Raw genomic sequence first — 16,787 nt, 5'->3', positions numbered from 1 at the left:
GGGGGACATGACCGCGTCGTTCGAAGGGCTGTCGACCACCGACGCCTTGGAGCTGCTGAGCACCGGCGAGCTGCAGCCGGTGGGGCGGCTGACCGAGGCGTCCAACGCCACCCTGTACTGCACCGTCGCGGGCGGCGGCGCCGAGGCCGGCTGCGTATACAAGCCCGTGGCCGGCGAGCGGCCGCTGTGGGACTTCCCCGACGGCACCCTGGCCGGCCGCGAGATGTCGGCGTTCGCGGTATCGGACACGCTGGGCTGGGACGTCGTGCCGCCGACCGTCCACCGCGACGGCCCCTTCGGCGAGGGCATGGTGCAGTTGTGGATCGACGGCGACCCGTCCGTCGACCTCGTCGAGCTCTCCCGCGACACCGACCACCCCGGCCTGCGCCGCATGGCGGTGTTCGACGCGGTCATCAACAACTCCGACCGCAAGATCGGCCACCTGCTGCCCATGATGTCCGGCCACCTCTACGGCTGCGACCACGGCGTCTCCTTCGCCGAGGACTACAAGCTGCGCACCGTGCTGTGGCAGTGGCAGGGCGAACCGCTCACCGACGAGGCCCTGGCCGGGCTGGCGCTGCTGGAGGAGCGGCTGCGCGACCCCGAAAGCCCGGTGGCGAGCGAGCTGCGGCGCCACCTCACCGGGCCGGAAAGCTACGCCGTGCTGCGGCGCGTCGAACTGCTGCGCCACCACAGGGTCCACCCCTACCCCTCGCCCGACTGGCCCGCCATCCCCTGGCCGCCGGTGTAGGGCGCTCCGGGTGCGGTGCTGCCGCGCCGCGGCGTCAGGCGCCGCCGAGATAGTCCGCCCGGCCGGCGTCGTCGACGTCGAACGCCTGCTCGGGCAGGATGCAGAACACGTTTCCCTCGGGATCGGCCATGACCAGGAAACCGCCCTCGGCGTACTCCGGCAGGCGGCGCCCGCCCAGCTCCTCGATCCTGCGCTGTTCGGCGCGGGGGTCCACAGCCCGCAGATCCAGGTGGACGCGGTTCTTACCGGTCCCCGGTGTGTCGCTGCGCTGGAACCCCATCCCCGGTCCCGCACCGCCGTCCAGGAAGACGTAGGGTCCGATGCGCACCTTCACCCGACTGCCCAGGACCGCCGACCAGAACGCGGCCAGCCGCTCGGGGTCGCGGCAGTCGACGATGACGTCCGTGATCCGCACCTGTGACTCGCTCATGCGGCGAGATTGGCACACGGCGCCGGCGGTCGCCGCGGCGGGGCGGAACACCGGCTCGTGCGGGCACGTTCGACAGGTGTGCGGGCGAGGCCCCGACGGATGCGCGGGCGCCGCGGAAGTGGAGGCGAGATGTGCACGGTGATCGTCGGCTACGACCCGGACGCGTCGACGCCGCTGGTCCTGGCCGCGCTGCGCGACGAGATGCTGGACCGCGCCTGGCAGCCCCCGGCGGCGCACTGGCCCGAGCGCCCCGCCCTGATCGGCGGGCGCGACACACGCGAGGGCGGCACCTGGCTGGCCGCGCACGCCGCCGAGGGGAGCGCTCCCCGGGTGGCCGCGCTGCTGAACGGCATCCCCCCGGGGTCGGTATCACCCGCCGACACCACCGTGCCGCCCGGTACGACGCGCTACAGCCGGGGACGACTGCCGTTGGCGGCGGCCGAGAGCGGCGAACTCGGCCTCGACTCCGGCGAGGCGCGCCACTACGACCCCTTCCACCTGCTGATCGCCGATGCCGACGGGGCGGTGCTGCATTCGTGGGACGGCACCAGGGCGAGTGAGGTGCGGCTGGTGCCGGGAGTCACCGTGCTGGTCAACTCCGGCTGCGACGCCGAGGCGCCCCGCGCCCGCCGCCACGGGCCGGTGTTCGCGCGCACCCGCCCCGACCCGGACCCCCGGCACCTGGCCCGCGCCCAGAGCGTGGCCGACCTCTGGGGTGCGTGGCCCGGACTGCTGGACGACGCCGCCCGCGGCGACGCCCGCACGGGCGGGTTCGGCGAGCGCACCGACGACCCCGCCTCGCTGATCGCCCGCTCGGAGTTCGACGGCGGCCGGGTGTGGGCGACCTCATCCGTCACTCTGGCCGCCTGCGGCCGCAGCGCGCTGCGCTACGGTTTCACCGGCCGTCCGGGCGATCCCGCCGCCTGGTACCTGGTGCGGTGACGCCGGCGGCCGCCCCGCGGCCGTCCGGGCGGGTAAACCGCCTGCCGACAGCAGACGTCTACCTGCATCGGGAAGCGTGACCGCGGTTCCCGTACGGACTCCTGAGGCCGCCCGCCCTCACCCGGGCGGCGGTCCGCGGAGACGACTCCGCCCCGACGGGCGAAGGGATGACGATGTCGCCGTGATGGTCAGACGTGCGTGGCGCGGCCGCGACGGCCGGGACGGGCCGCCCGCCGCAAGCGGCATGGGCGGCCGTTCCGCCGCGCAGCCACCGGGCCCGCGCCGCTGGAGGCGGCCCCGCATGCCGGAGCGGGCCGCCTACTGGCTGCTCTACATCGTGGCGCTGCCTGCCGCGGTGCTGCACTGGCGCTTCGGCAACGAGGAGCTGGCGCTGATGTGCGCGCTGGCGGTGGTGGCGAGTGTCACCTCCATCGCCGCGCTCCACCGGCGGGGGTCAGCTTGACCCGGTCCCGTAGGGCCGGGCTTGGAGGTAGCCGCCCGACCGGCTGCCGGGTGGGCTCCTCCGTCCAGACACCCCTTATGGGGTGGCAGGGACGCGTGACTCACGCCCCGCATTCCACGCAGCCTCGCCGCGTACGGCGAGGTTGCGGGAAGCGTTGCGGTCGGCGTGGGCAACGACCCCGCACGACCGGCACACGAACCGGGCCCGATCGACCCTGTTCCTCGTGTCGATGTGGTGGCATTCGGCGCATTCCCGGCTGGTGTAGGCCGGCTCCACCTGCACCAGCGGCACCCCGGCCCGCTTGGCCTTGTAGGTGATGAAGGCGGCGAGCCGGGCGAAGGCCCAGGAATGGATCGCGACCCGTTGGGGCCTGCAAAGCCGTACCCTCTGCCGGATCCCCGTCAGGTCTTCCAGGGCGATACCGGCCGAGGTGCGTTCAGCCTCGGTCACGATCTGCTTGGCGGGTTGGTGTTCGCGGCGTGGCGCGCTTCCCTGCGCCGCCGCGTCTTCAACCGGCGTTTGGCGGACTTGGTCCTTTTGGCCTGGAGTTCGGCCCGCAGGGCGGCCTGGCGCCTGCGGTGGCGGTTCAGGCCCCGCCCGGCCGCCCGGTAGCCGGTGGAGGTGGTCGCGATGTTGGCGATGCCCAGGTCCACACCGATGAACCCGTCCGGTTCATACTGCTCGGCCTCGGCCACCTCGCAGGTGGCCATCAGGTAGAACACGCCGTCGCGTTCGACCAGGTCCGATTCGCCCTGCCGGTGCTCGATCAGCATCTTGAGGGCGTCCGGTGCGCAGGCGAAGCGCACGTTCTTCAACCGGCCCGCGGTGGTCCAGATACTGACGGTCCGCTGGTCGTACTGCCAGGACAGGCACCGGTCGTCGAAGGGGTGGGCGGCTTCGGGCCGGAAGGAGATCGGCGCGGACTCGGCGTTGCGGCGGCGCTTCGAACCGGGTGTGCCGAGGTGGCCGGCCGCCCGGATATTGGCCGCCAGCGTGGTGTAGGCGTCGCGGACCTTCTTGATGGTGTGCTGGGCCGCCTGGGCGCCCAGCCCTTGGGAGCGCAGGTCGGCGTAGGTGTGCTTGCGCAGCTCGTACTCGCGCGGCACGCCGTGCTCGAAGGCCACCGCCGAGACCCGGTTGGCGGCCTCGTTGAGGGTGCGCAGGGTCGCTGACAGCGCGGACGCCTGTGCGGCATCGGGCACGAGTTTGGCCTGCACGACGATCTTCACAGCGGTGATCCTACGATCACCGCCGCCCCGGCGGGGGGCGAACGCCGATATCCGCAGGCGTGCTCGCATTCGGGGCAGAGACGTGATGAGAAGCGATTCCTCCCGGCTCTGAAGAGCCGGGGCTCCTCGCTAAAATCGGCTGAACATCGGCGGCGTGGGGGCACTACGGTGAGTCCGGGCCGTCGGTGCCCAAAGCGGCCGATATCCTCTGCACATGCGTTCTTGGCCCGCTCCCGACCTCGTCCGCCTGCCCGGCAGCGGCGGTCCGCTCCGCGTCCACGACACCGTCTCCGGCGCCCTCCGCCCCCTCGATCCCGGGCCCACGGCCCGGATGTACGTCTGCGGCATCACGCCCTACGACGCCGCCCACATCGGGCACGCCTTCACCTACCTCACCTTCGACCTGGTGGTCCGGGTGCTGCGTGACTCCGGTCACGGGGTCGACTACGTGCAGAACGTCACCGACGTCGACGATCCACTGCTGGAGCGGGCCGAGGCCAACGGTGAGGACTGGCGGGAGCTGGCCGAGCACGAGGTCCAGGTCTTCCGCGAGGACATGGCGGCGCTGCGGATCCTGCCACCCCGGGCTTACGTCGGCGTCGTAGAGTCGGTGCAGCTGATCGCCGACTTCGTCGCCCGCATCCGCGAGGCCGGAGCCGCCTACGAGCTGGAGGGCGACGTCTATTTCTCCGTCGCCGAAGCCGCCAAGTTCGGCGAGGTCAGCGGCCTGAGCCGGGAGCAGATGACCGAGCTGTTCCCCGAGCGCGGCGGCGACCCCGAGCGCCTGGGCAAGAAGGATCCGCTGGACTGGCTGCTGTGGCGCGCCGAGCGCCCCGGCGAGCCCGCCTGGGACACCGCGCTGGGGCGCGGCCGCCCGGGCTGGCACGTGGAGTGCAGCGCGATCTCGCTGAACGAGCTGGGCATGGGCTTCGACCTGAACGGCGGCGGCGACGACCTGGTCTTCCCGCACCACGAGATGGGCGCCGCCGAGGCGCGGAGCGCCACCGGTAGCGGCCCGCACGCCCGCACCTACATGCACGTGGGTATGGTCGGTCTCGACGGCGAGAAGATGTCGAAGTCGCGCGGCAACCTGGTCTTCGCCTCGTCGCTGCGCAAGCGCGGTGTCGACCCCATGGCGGTGCGCGTGGCCATGCTCGGCCACCACTACCGCACCGCCTGGCAGTGGAGCGAGGACTCGCTGTCAGAGGCCGCGCAGCGCCTGGAGCGCTGGCGGGCAGCCGCCGACCGGAGCGCGGGCCCCGATGCGATGCCGACGCTTGAGCGCGTCCGCGCGGCCCTGGCCGACGACCTGGACAGCGCCGCCGCGGTGGCCGCTCTCGACGACTGGGCCGAGCGCGCACTGGCGGGCGGGGGCGACGACCCCGCCGCCCCCGCCCTGATGCGCGACACCGCCGACACCCTGCTGGGCGTGCGGTTGTAAAGGCGCCGGGCGCGCTGTCGAGCCGGTACTCCCAGCCGTAGGAACGCTTGCGGTGGCGTGGTGGCGCGTGCGGCGGGGGCGGCTCGGGTTTGCTGTGCGGCCTTGCTGGCCTGCCGGGTGGCGGGACGCCTGCGGGGAAAAGCCGCGGCGAGGACGGCAGTGGGCCAGGCCCCCGGTCGACGGGTCGGGTGCTCGCCGGTTGCGGTTGCGGCGGGGGCGGCTCGGGTCTGCTGGGCGGCCTTGCTGGCCTGCCGGGTGGCGGGACGCCTGACGGGGAACGACGGGCACCGAGGACGGCGCAGGGTCCGGCCCGCGGTCGACGCACCCGGTGCTCGCCGGTGGCGGCGGCCGGGGGGGGGGGGGGGCGGCGTTGGGCCGCCGCGGGCCGGTCGGCGCATCCAACGCGTGGTTTTCACCGGATTCCGGCCATTGTCTGGTCGAAACCTTGCGCTGGGCGGCACCGGTCCCGCCGAGTCTGTCTGTGGGGACGGATTCGGCGCCGAATCCGTCCCCACAGACAGACTCGGCGCGGCTTGTCCCGTCTATCGTGAACTTATGGTCGCCGGAAAGCGCATTCCGTGACCATAAGATCACGATCATCGCCGGATGAGTCGGCATACCGGACATACCGGCGCCGGTTGGCCGGCTGGGTGTCGCCGTGTTACGGCCGGGGCCGCGCAGGCCGGCGGCCGCGCGGGGTGGCGCGGCCTCGCCGCTGCGGCGCGGGCGCGGACCCACCGAGAAATCGTGCATTGGTGGACAAAACACCCGGTTCTGTTTCGTATCGCGGAATGACGATGTGCGGGTGGCCCCTCGGGGCGGCACCGAGGCGGATACCACCGCACGTACGTGCGACTCGTGGCCCCGGTCCGGCTGCATGACCGCCGCCGAGCACCGCGGGCCCGGCCCCGCCGCCCTCGCCGCCCTTCGCCGCGACGGCCACCGGCGAGCACCCGATTCGGCGGCCGCGGGCGCGGCCCCGCTGCCGCCGTTGCCGCTGCTTTCCCGTGAAGACCACCCTTCACCCGGCCGGCCGGCAAGGCCGCCCAGCGGACCCGATCCCCCGACCCCGACCCCGCCCCCCCGACCCCTCGACAGCCAGGCACGCAGCACCGACTCACCGACAGGGCCGAAGGTCCGCGGGTGCCGATGCGGCCGCATCCGGCCCGTGCGCCGCGGGGATGACGGAAACGACCAGGTCAGGGCATATCGGGCCGGATAGGGCGGCCACTTGTGGCCGCAGCGCTTGCGCAGGTCACAAGCACGTCGCCGAGCGTGGTGGGATGGTGACCATGACCACCCCCACAGAGCTGAGCTCCGCCGCCGCCCTCGTCCAGGCGTTCGTCTCCACCGGCGACGACCTCACCGACCGCGCCGAACTCGCCGCCTTCCTGCGCGACCGCCGACTGGTGACCGAAGGGGCGATCCCCATCACCCTGGCCGACTTCGAGGAGGCGGTCTCGCTGCGCGACGCCATCGCGGCGGCGCTGCACCGCGCCGGAGGCCGCTCCTTCGACGCCGACGCGATCGAGCGCGGTCAGCGGATCCTCGAAGGGCTGCGCGTCACCGTGCGGCTGGAGCCCTCGGGCGAACCGTTGCAGCTGCTGGCGCCCGCGGTCGTCGACGAGGTCCGGCGCGGTCTTGCCCGCATCGCCGGAGCCTGGGCGACGGTGCTGGCCACGGGGGAGTGGCAGCGGATCCGCCCCTGAGCGGTGCGGCGCCGCCGCACCGCAACGGCGGCGCCTCGCCGACTGCGGGTACGAAGGTAGGTGCCGCCCGGTCACGCGAGCACGGTTCCGGCCGCGAGCCGCCGCGGGCCCGCAGTGGGGCGGCAGGCGCAAGCGGCGGAGGGCTCAGCCGCGGCCGCGCCGCTTGAGGTAGCGCTCGAACTCGCGCGCGATGGCCTCTCCGGTGGCCTCGGGCAGGTCGGCGGCGTCCTTGGCCTCCTCCAGGCTGCGGACGTAGCCGGCGATGTCGTCGTCCTCCGAGGCGAGTTCGTCGACCCCGCGCTCCCAGGCCCGCGCCTCCTCGGGCAAGTCGCCCATCGGCACGGTGAGGTCGAGCACGTCCTCGACCCGCCGCAGCAGCGCCAGGGTGCCCTTGGGGCACGGCGGCTGCGCGACGTAGTGCGGAACCGCCGCCCAGAGCGAAACCGCCTCCAGACCGGCGGAATCGAAGGCTTCGTGCAGCACCCCGAGGATGCCGGTGGGTCCGTCGTAGGAGGTGGGCTCCAGGTGCAGCGAGTTCCGCAGCGCGCTGGGGGAGGTGGTGCCGGTCACCGGCACCGGGCGCGTATGCGGGGAGTCGGCCAGGAGCGCACCGACCAGCACGATCCGGCGCACACCCAGCTCGCGGGCGATCGACAGCAGGTCGCCGGCGAACCCGCGCCAGCGCATGTTCGGCTCAGGGCCGCTGACCAGCACCACGTCGTTGCGCGCGCCCTTGGGCCGGGCGACGGAGACACGCGTGGTCGGCCAGGTGATGCCGCGGTGCTCGCCGTCGACCACGGTCGCGCGCGGGCGCGAGACCTGGAAGTCGTAGTAGTCGTCGGGCTGCAGCGCGAGCAGCTCGTCGGCGTCCCAGGTCGAGCCCAGGTGCTCGATGACGGCGCTCGCCGCCTCGCCGGCGTCGTTCCAGCCCTCGAACGCGGCAACCATGACAGGCTCGACGAGCTCGGGCGCGCTGTCGAGCTCGGTCACTGACCGCCTCCTCACCATTCCCGGGCGCGCCGCGTGCGGCGACCCGGGCCAGTCGTTCGGGTCGATCGCGCGTGATGCCCACGCGCCATCCAGCACTACCACGATTGCCCGCGGCGGCGACAGCCAACCGGCCGCCCGCCCGGCCGCGCGCATTCGCAGTGGACCACGACCACCCTATGGCCACGGACCCTACGGGCATAACCGCCCGGTGGCGCGCGTTCATTCCAGCGCACGGCGCAGCGACTTTCTGGTTGCGCTGCGCACCGTCTGACCTGCGCTGTCGTCCAGGACACACCGGGGGAGGCCCCCCTCGGCGGGCGGCGGAGGACGGCCGACACTACAGTTGAAGGTTATGAGTTCTCGACTCTCCTTCCGTGATGCCCTCGCCCAACGTGTCATCATCGCTGACGGCGCGATGGGCACGATGCTTCAGGCCCACGATCTCAGCCTCGATGATTTCAACGGGCTCGAAGGCTGCAACGAGATCCTCAATGTGACTCGGCCCGACGTTGTGCGATCCACACACGCGGCTTTCTTCGACGTCGGCGTGGACTGTGTCGAGACCAACACCTTCGGCACGAACTACGCCGCGCTCGGAGAATACGACATACCCGAACGCACCTACGAGCTCGCCGAGGCCGGAGCCCGTCTGGCCCGCGAGGTCGCCGACGATTACACGACCCCCGACCATCCCCGATACGTCCTGGGCGCGGCCGGTCCCGGGACGAAGCTTCCCTCCCTCGGCCATGTCGACTACGCCACCATCCGCGACTACTACGAGCGGTGCCACATCGGCCTCATCGAGGGCGGCGCCGACGCCATCCTCGTCGAGACCTGCCAGGACCTGCTGCAGACCAAGGCCGCTGTGGTCGGCGCGGTGCGCGCGCGGCGCGCCAAGGGCGTCGACATCCCGATCATCGCCCAGGTAACCATCGAGACAACCGGAACCATGCTGCTGGGCTCGGAGATCGGCGCCGCGCTGACCTCCCTGGAGCCGCTGGGCATCGACGTCATCGGCATCAACTGCGCCACCGGCCCCGCCGAGATGAGCGAGCACCTGCGCTACCTGTCCCAGCACGCGCAGGTGAACATCTCCTGCATGCCCAACGCCGGACTGCCCGAACTCGGCGCCAACGGCGCCGTCTACCCGCTGCAGCCCAACGAGCTGGCCGACGCCCACGACTCCTTCACCGGGGAGTTCGGGCTGAACATCGCCGGCGGCTGCTGCGGCACCACGCCCGAGCACCTGCGCCAGGTCGTCGAGCGCGTCGGGGGCCGCGGCGTCAAGAACCGCAACGCCGAGAACCCGGCGTCCGCCGCCTCCCTCTACCAGAGCGTCCCCTTCCGCCAGGACCTCAGCTACCTGGCCGTGGGCGAGCGCACCAACGCCAACGGGTCGAAGAAGTTCCGCGAGGCGATGGTGGAGGAGCGCTACGACGACTGCGTGGAGATCGCCCGCGACCAGATCGCCGACGGCGCCCACCTGCTCGACCTCAACGTCGACTACGTGGGCCGCGACGGCAAGGCCGACATGAGCGAGCTGGCCTCGCGTCTGGCGACCGCCTCGACGCTGCCCATCATGCTCGACTCCACCGAGCCCGACGTCGTCGAAGCGGGCTTGGAGAGGCTCGGCGGCCGCGCGGTGATCAACTCCGTCAACTACGAGGACGGCGACGGCCCCGACTCCAAGATGAAGCGGCTGATGCCGGTCATCAAGGAGCACGGCGCCGCCGTGGTCGGGCTGACGATCGACGAGGACGGCCAGGCCCGCACCGCGGAGTGGAAGGTGCGCGTAGCCTCCCGCCTCATCGACGAGCTCACCGGCGAGTGGGGGATGGACCGCGGGGACATCATCATCGATGCCCTGACCTTCCCCATCGGTACCGGCCAGGACGAGACCCGGCGCGACGGCATCGAGACGATCGAGGCCATCAAGGAGATCAACCGGCTCTACCCGGGTGTGCAGACCACCCTGGGGCTGTCCAACCTCTCCTTCGGCCTCAACCCGGCCGCGCGCATCGTGCTGAACTCGGTGTTCCTGCACGAGTGCACCCAGGTGGGCCTGACCTCGGCCATCGTGCACGCGTCCAAGATCCTGCCGATGAACCGGATCCCGGACGAGCAGCGCCAGGTGGCGCTGGACATGATCTACGACCGGCGCACCGACGACTACGACCCGCTGTCGAAGTTCCTCGACCTGTTCGAGGGCGTCGACGCCCAGGCGCTGAAGGCCTCGCGCGCCGACGCGCTGGCTCAGCTGCCGCTGTGGGAGCGCCTTGAGCGCCGCATCATCGACGGCGAGATGAACGGCATGGACGCCGACCTGGACGAGGCGCTGACCGAGCGTCCGGCCCTGCAGATCGTCAACGACACCCTGCTGGCCGGTATGAAGGTCGTGGGCGACCTGTTCGGCTCCGGCGAGATGCAGCTGCCGTTCGTGCTGAAGTCGGCCGAGTGCATGAAGTCCGCCGTGGCCCATCTTGAGCCGCACATGGAGAAGTCCGAAGACGAGGAGGGCAAGGGCCGCATCGTGCTCGCCACCGTCAAGGGCGACGTGCACGACATCGGCAAGAATCTTGTCGACATCATCCTCTCCAACAACGGCTACGACGTGGTCAACCTCGGCATCAAGCAGCCGGTGTCGACCATCCTGGAGGCCGCCGAGGAGCAGAAGGCCGACATCATCGGCATGTCCGGCCTGCTGGTGAAGTCCACGGTGATCATGAAGGAGAACCTCGAGGAGATGAACTCCCGGGGGATGTCCGAGAACTTCCCCGTCCTGCTGGGCGGTGCGGCGCTGACCCGCTCCTTCGTCGAGGAGGACCTCGCCGACATGTTCGGCGGCGAGGTCCGCTACGCCAAGGACGCCTTCGAGGGCCTGCGCCTGATGGACGCCTTCATGGACTACAAGCGCGGTGTCGAAGGCGCCGAGCTGCCCGCCCTGCGCAAGCGCAAGGTCAAGGGCGGCGCCAAGCTTGAGGTCACCGCGCCCGAGGACATGCCCGCGCGCAGTGACGTGGCCACCGACAACCCGCTGCCCACCCCGCCGTTCTGGGGCGACCGGATCAGCAAGGGCATCCCGCTGGCCGACTACACCGCCTACCTGGACGAGCGGGCCACCTTCATGGGCCAGTGGGGCCTGAAGGCGTCCAAGAAGGACGACGGCCCCAGTTACGAGGAGCTGGTCGAGACCGAGGGTCGGCCGCGCATGCGCGCCTGGCTGGACCGCATCCAGACCGAGGGCCTGCTGGAGGCCGCGGTGGTCTACGGGTACTTCCCCTGCTACAGCGAGGGCGACGACCTGGTGGTGCTGGACGAGGAGGGCGCCGAGCGCACCCGCTTCAGCTTCCCGCGCCAGCGCCGCGACCGCCACCTCTGCCTGTCGGACTACTGGCGGCCCAAGGAGTCGGGCGAGCTCGACGTGCTGCCGCTGCAGATCGTCACGGTCGGCTCGGCCATCAGCCGCGCCACCCAGGAGCTGTTCGAGAAGAACGCCTACCGCGACTACCTGGAGCTGCACGGCCTTTCGGTGCAGCTGACCGAGGCGCTGGCCGAGTACTGGCACACCCGGATCCGCTCGGAGCTGGGTTTCGCCGGCGAGGACCCCGCCGAACTGGAGTCGTTCTTCAAGCTGGGATACCGGGGCGCCCGCTTCTCGCTGGGCTACGGCGCCTGCCCGGACCTGGAGGACCGCGCCAAGGTCGTCAAGCTGCTGGAGCCCGAGCGCGTCGGCGTCACGTTGTCCGAAGAGTTCCAACTCGTTCCCGAACAGGCCACCGACGCGATCGTCGTTCATCACCCGGAGGCTAAATACTTCAACGTATGACCGACACCGGCTCGCCCCTGCAGGCCGTCCTCTTCGACATGGACGGCACCCTGATCGACAGCGAGAGCCTGTGGGGGCGGGCCGAGGCGGCGACGGCGGCCGCCCTCGGCGGGGTGTGGACCCATGAGGACCACCGCCGCAACATCGGGGGCGCCGCCGTGCCGGTGGCCCGCTACATGATCGAGCGGGCCGGCGTGCGGGCCGATCCCGCCGACGTCGCCGAGCGCCTGCAGGCGGAGTTCGCCCGCCAGTCGGCCGGGGGCGCCGAGCTGCGCCCCGGGGCCAAGGAGCTGGTGGCCCTCGTGGCGGACTCGGGCGTCCCCTCGGCGCTGGTCACCTCCACGCAGCGGCCCCTGGTCGACTCGGCCATCGGGGCCATCGGGGCGGACAGCTTCGACGTCTCGGTCGCCGGCGACGAGGTCGAGGCCAATAAGCCCGACCCCGCCCCTTACCTCCAGGCCGCCCGGCTGCTGGGCGTCGACCCCGCCGGGTGCGTGGCTTTCGAGGACTCCCGGGTGGGGGTGGCGTCCGCGCTGGCGGCGGGATGCGCGACCGTGGCCGTCCTCGACCAGGTCGCCTTCGAACCCGGTGGCCGGCTGTCGGTGCTGGAGTCGCTGGTCGGCGTGGACATGTCCTGGATCGAGTCGCTGGTCGCCCCCTGACCCCGCGTCCGGGCGCCTCGGCGGGCGCCGTGCGCCGCGACACGGGCGGTCCCTAGGGGACTCGCCCGATGTGCGGCGCTGGACGCGGATGCAAGACTGGAGACATGCCGGAAACGTTGCCCATCGCAGGTCCGATGCTGGGAGCCGCCCTGACCGTCGTGGGGCTGCTCATCTCGTGGGTCGTCTGGCGCCGCAGGGGCGCCGCTTCGGGTCTCCGCGGCGTCGCGTGGTCGCTGCTGCCGCTGGCCGCCGGCCTGATGGGGCTGATGACGATCCTGTGGCGGCTGGTCGCCGACCTGTTCGGGTTCTTCGTCTCGCTGGTGTTCAATCCGGTCGTGTGGGGCGGCGTCGCCGTGGCCGCGCTGGCCGTCGTGCTGTGGGTGGCCGGAGGCGTCATGAAGGCGCGCGGTGTAGGTGTGCGCAAGGGCGGCGAGACCGCGGCGGCCGAGAAGGGCCGCGGCCCCGCCGCCGGCATCGGCGCCGGGGGCGGCGCCGCCGGCGCTGCCGGCGCACCGCAGTCCGGGCAGTCCGGTCAGGCCAAGGGCGGCAAGCAGGGCACCAAGGAGCAGACGGGCGGCGACGAGGACTTCGGGGAGATCGAGGACCTGCTGCGCAAGCACGGGATCGAGTAGGCGGGACGTCCGCCGCGGCGGGCCGGGGCGCCGGTCCGCCGCCGCGCGATGCTGTCCCGGCGCCCCGCGCGCAGGGGCGCCGGCGCGCGTCATGCCCGCGCGCCTGTCCGCGCGTAGCCCGGCGCGGCTAAGGCGCCCGGGTTGCGGCGGCGGCGCTCTCCCGGCCGCAGCGCCTGCAGCCCTCATCGGTACTCGCCGGCCCCCTTTTCGAATCGGCGCCGGCGCGCCGATAGGTGCGGCCGGACCGCAGATCGCGGATATGACCCCGACCGGGCGCAGGAAATTTACCTGCCGAACGGGACTTTTGCACTTATTTTCCGTTTATTATGGCCTGCAGGCCGGATGAGTCCTCGACCCGGGCGTGCCCTCGAATGCGGTGTGTTCATCTGATGCACAAACGGTTTTGATTTGCATGCACACGGTCATGTCACGTCAAGTGACGGATCCGTCGTGCTCGCGTCACGATTGAGACACATCGTCGAGAATTGGACGTTCGGTGCGTTACCGCGGCGTACATTAAGCGCCGTGCTGCGTTGAACCGGCGGTTTACCGGGCATCTGTCCACGGTTTACCTGGTTCTGCGGTCACATCCGCCACACGCGGGCGGCGGGGACACCTCCACCGCCGCATGCAGCGCGGATCCAAGGCGTGCGCGCACACCGTCGCGCCGTCGCTTGGGTCGCCGGGGATCTCCGGCGACCCGAACGGAGAACTGTGCCGCCGCACAGAGCGGGACTAGTGGGGGAGTAGTGGTGCTATGACCGCGCCTTTGGACGTACCGGGGTCGGCCGAGGAGGCCCACTCCGATGCGCTCGCCGAAAAGGGCGGCGTGCGCGACCGCGGGCGCTCCCTGGGCCAGATCGCCTGGATGCGGCTCCGCAAGGACAAGGTCGCCATGAGCGGCGGCGTCTTCGTCGTCTTCATGGCGCTCGTGGCGCTTCTGGCGCCGCTGATCGTGACGCTGCTGGGGCATCCGCCCAACCAGTGGAACCGCGATACGATCGACCCCGTCCTGGGCACGCCCATCGGCGCCTTCGGCGGCGCCAGCGGCGAGTACCTGTTCGGCGTCGAGCCCGTCACCGGCCGCGACATCTTCAGCCGCGTCGTCTACGGCGCCCGCATCTCCATGCTCATCGGATTCCTGGCCACGCTGGTCTCGGTGGTCATCGGCACCGTCATGGGCATCATCGCCGGCTACTTCGGCGGCTGGGTCGACGCCCTCATCAGCCGGCTGATGGACATCTTCCTGGCGTTCCCGCTACTGCTGTTCGCCATGGCGATGGTCGGGGTGCTGCCCGACTCCGCCTTCGGGCTCCAGGACAACGCGCTGCGCATCGCGATTCTGGTGTTCATCATCGGGTTCTTCAACTGGCCCTACATCGGCCGCATCATCCGCGGCCAGACGCTGAGCCTGCGCGAGCGCGAGTTCGTCGAAGCCTCCCGCAGCCTCGGCGCGAGCAACTTCTACATCCTGCGCAAGGAGCTCCTGCCCAACCTGGTGGCGCCGATCCTCGTGTACTCCACGCTGCTGATCCCCACCAACATCCTCTTCGAGGCCGCGCTGTCCTTCCTCGGCGTCGGCGTCGAGCCGCCCACAGCGACATGGGGCGGCATGCTGTCCGAAGCGGTCGACTACTACGACTCCGCACCCAATTTCATGCTCGCCCCCGGTCTGGCGATCTTCTTGACGGTGCTCGCGTTCAACCTCTTCGGCGACGGTCTGCGCGATGCGCTGGACCCCCGCACCCAATCCTGACCCACCACCGACCCCCCGGTGTCCCGGCGCCCGATCGGCGCCCGCACCACTCGTTTCGCGTAGAGAAAGGCGAACGCCAGTGACTAAGAAATGGCTGGGCCTCGCCGCCGCCGGCACATCGGTGGCGATGCTCCTTACCGCCTGCGGAGGCGGCGGCAACGAGGACGGCGGCGGAGGAGGAGGCGACTACTCCGTCGACGACTCCGCCATCACCAGCATCGTCGACAAGGGCACGGAGAAGGGCGGCACGCTGAAGTTCGCCCACTCCGACCAGTTCGACTCCCTGGACCCGGGCAACACCTACTACGCCGCCAACTGGGACTTCACGCGGCTCTACGCGCGCACCCTGGTGACCTACCCCCAGAAGCCCGGCGAGAAGGGCCAGGAGCCCATCCCCGACCTGGCCACCGACCTCGGCGAGGTCAGTGACGACGGGCTCACCTGGACCTACACCCTGAAGAAGGGCCTGCGGTTCCAGGACGGCTCGAAGATCACCTCCGAGGACGTCAAATACGCCATCGCGCGCAGCAACTTCGCCCCGGAGGTCCTGAACAAGGGGCCGAACTACTTCTTCCAGCTCCTGGACGCCGGTGACTACCAGGGCCCCTACGAGAACGACGACCTCGACGACTTCACCGGGGTCACCACGCCCGACGACCGCACCGTCAAGTTCCACCTGAAGAAGCCGTTCGCGGAGTTCGACTACCTGGCCGCCATGCCGCAGACGTCGCCGGTGCCCGCCGACGCCGACACCGGTGACCAGTACCAGACCAAGGTCGTCTCCAACGGGCCCTACAAGTTCGAGAGCGAGTGGACCCCGGGCCAGACGCTCACACTCGTGCGCAACGAGGAGTACGACCCCGAGACCGACCCCCTGACCCGCAACCGCCCGGACAAGATCCAGGTGCAGTTCAAGCAGGAGGAGAACGACCGGGACAAGCGCCTGCTCAACGGGGACCTGCACGTCGACGTCGCCGGCCTGGGCGTCGAGGCCTCGGCTCGCCAGGACATCCTGCGCAGCGAGGACCTGAAGGCCAACGCCGACAACCCCCAGACCGGGTTCCTGCTGTACTTCGCGATCAACCCCAACGTCGAGCCGTTCGACGACAAGGCCTGCCGCGAGGCCATCCTCTACGGCGCCGACAAGACCGCCATGCAGGGCGCCTGGGGCGGCACCATCGCCGGCGACATCGCCACCAACATGCTGCCGCCCTCCATCAAGGGCTACGAGGACATCGACCCCTACGGCACCAAGGGCCACAAGGGCAGCAAGCAGAAGGTCGAGCAGGCACTTGAGGAGTGCGGTATGCCCGACGGGTTCTCGACCAACATCTCCTACCGCTCCGACCGCGACAAGGAGAAGAAGACCGCCGAGGCTCTGCAGCAGGCTCTGAAGCAGTACGGCATCGAGACCGACCTGAAGGGTTACCCGGCCGGTACCTACACCAGCGAGCAGGCGGGCTCGCCCGAGTTCGTCCACCGCGAGGAGCTGGGCATCATGGCCTACGGCTGGGGCGCCGACTGGCCCTCCGGCTACGGCTTCATGTCGCAGATCATGCACGGCGACTCCATCAAGCAGGCCGGCAACTCCAACCTGTCCGAGCTGGACGACCCCAAGGTCAACGAGCTGCTCGACCGCTCGGTCCAGACCGAGTCCGCCGAGGAGCGCGCCGACATCTACGGGCAGGTCAACCAGCTCGCCATGGAGTCGGCGACCTTCCTGCCGTACCTGAACCAGAAGGCGCTGCTCTACCGCCCGGAGGAGCTGAGCAACGTCTACTTCAGCGAGGCGTACAAGATGTACGACTACTCCGCGCTGGGGCTGGAGCAGAACTAGGCACGACGGCCCGGCCGGCCCCCGACGCGGGGGGCCGGCCGCGGCCTGACGGGTGCGGGCGGGCCACAAGCCGGCCCGCACCCCCCGACACCTCACTCGTGAAGCAAGGCAGGTGAAGG

14 protein-coding genes are annotated in these 16,787 nt (G+C 71.0%); 10 read left to right on the top strand and 4 right to left on the bottom strand.

Translation table 11 applies throughout. The features are described from left to right. The first annotated feature begins 7 nt into the window (after window positions 1-7). Window positions 8-751 (top strand): SCO1664 family protein, encoded by a 744-nt coding sequence (locus EKD16_RS13800; RefSeq protein ID WP_131098761.1) that lies wholly within the window; start codon window positions 8-10, stop codon window positions 749-751. 34 nt (window positions 752-785) lie between these two features. Here EKD16_RS13800 and EKD16_RS13795 read toward each other — a convergent pair whose 3' ends face one another. Further along, window positions 786-1,181, bottom strand: coding sequence for a VOC family protein (locus EKD16_RS13795; protein WP_131098760.1), 396 nt, complete (start codon window positions 1,179-1,181; stop codon window positions 786-788). A gap of 129 nt (window positions 1,182-1,310) precedes the next feature. Here EKD16_RS13795 and EKD16_RS13790 point away from each other — a divergent pair, with 129 nt between their 5' ends. Then, entirely contained in the window at window positions 1,311-2,123 is an 813-nt protein-coding gene (locus EKD16_RS13790; protein ID WP_131098759.1) for an NRDE family protein, read from the top strand. A 301-nt stretch (window positions 2,124-2,424) separates the two neighbouring features. Further along, window positions 2,425-2,586, top strand: coding sequence for a hypothetical protein (locus EKD16_RS25365; protein ID WP_165498564.1), 162 nt, complete (start codon window positions 2,425-2,427; stop codon window positions 2,584-2,586). A 75-nt stretch (window positions 2,587-2,661) separates the two neighbouring features. Here EKD16_RS25365 and EKD16_RS26505 read toward each other — a convergent pair whose 3' ends face one another. Both EKD16_RS26505 and EKD16_RS13785 read right to left on the bottom strand, forming a co-directional pair. Continuing rightward, window positions 2,662-3,036 (bottom strand): zinc ribbon domain-containing protein, encoded by a 375-nt coding sequence (locus tag EKD16_RS26505; RefSeq protein WP_341351833.1) that lies wholly within the window; start codon window positions 3,034-3,036, stop codon window positions 2,662-2,664. Beyond that, complete coding sequence (locus EKD16_RS13785) at window positions 3,033-3,815, bottom strand: hypothetical protein (protein ID WP_341351832.1); 783 nt, start codon at window positions 3,813-3,815, stop codon at window positions 3,033-3,035. The genes EKD16_RS26505 and EKD16_RS13785 overlap by 4 nt, the downstream gene beginning before the upstream one ends. A gap of 208 nt (window positions 3,816-4,023) precedes the next feature. Here EKD16_RS13785 and mshC point away from each other — a divergent pair, with 208 nt between their 5' ends. Continuing rightward, the gene (gene mshC / locus EKD16_RS13780; protein WP_207391570.1) at window positions 4,024-5,256 is read left to right on the top strand and encodes a cysteine--1-D-myo-inosityl 2-amino-2-deoxy-alpha-D-glucopyranoside ligase; all 1,233 of its coding nucleotides are present in this window, start codon (window positions 4,024-4,026) and stop codon (window positions 5,254-5,256) included. Window positions 5,257-6,548: 1,292 nt separating this feature from the next. After that, window positions 6,549-6,965 carry an ABATE domain-containing protein gene (locus EKD16_RS13775; protein ID WP_131098757.1) on the top strand — a complete coding sequence of 139 codons (417 nt, stop codon included), beginning with the start codon at window positions 6,549-6,551 and terminating at the stop codon, window positions 6,963-6,965. A 144-nt stretch (window positions 6,966-7,109) separates the two neighbouring features. Here EKD16_RS13775 and EKD16_RS13770 read toward each other — a convergent pair whose 3' ends face one another. After that, entirely contained in the window at window positions 7,110-7,955 is an 846-nt protein-coding gene (locus EKD16_RS13770; protein ID WP_131098756.1) for a PAC2 family protein, read from the bottom strand. Window positions 7,956-8,307: 352 nt separating this feature from the next. Here EKD16_RS13770 and metH point away from each other — a divergent pair, with 352 nt between their 5' ends. From metH to EKD16_RS13745, 5 genes are all read left to right on the top strand, one after another. Beyond that, entirely contained in the window at window positions 8,308-11,781 is a 3,474-nt protein-coding gene (gene metH, locus EKD16_RS13765; protein ID WP_131098755.1) for a methionine synthase, read from the top strand. Further along, entirely contained in the window at window positions 11,778-12,443 is a 666-nt protein-coding gene (locus EKD16_RS13760; RefSeq protein ID WP_131098754.1) for an HAD family hydrolase, read from the top strand. The genes metH and EKD16_RS13760 overlap by 4 nt, the downstream gene beginning before the upstream one ends. A gap of 104 nt (window positions 12,444-12,547) precedes the next feature. Continuing rightward, a complete protein-coding gene (locus EKD16_RS13755) occupies window positions 12,548-13,075 on the top strand; it encodes a cellulose synthase (RefSeq protein ID WP_242676961.1) in 528 nt (175 codons plus the stop codon). Between the two features lie 757 nt (window positions 13,076-13,832). Next, window positions 13,833-14,831: an ABC transporter permease gene (locus EKD16_RS13750; protein WP_131098753.1), complete on the top strand. Its 999-nt coding sequence runs from the start codon at window positions 13,833-13,835 to the stop codon at window positions 14,829-14,831. Between the two features lie 79 nt (window positions 14,832-14,910). Continuing rightward, window positions 14,911-16,668, top strand: coding sequence for an ABC transporter substrate-binding protein (locus tag EKD16_RS13745; RefSeq protein WP_131098752.1), 1,758 nt, complete (start codon window positions 14,911-14,913; stop codon window positions 16,666-16,668). Window positions 16,669-16,787: the final 119 nt, after the last annotated feature.

Origin of the sequence: Streptomonospora litoralis (assembly GCF_004323735.1) — a bacterium.
Classification (GTDB): domain Bacteria; phylum Actinomycetota; class Actinomycetes; order Streptosporangiales; family Streptosporangiaceae; genus Streptomonospora; species Streptomonospora litoralis.
Note: the sequence above shows the minus strand (reverse complement) of the source record. Positions and strands in the feature narration are given on the sequence as shown.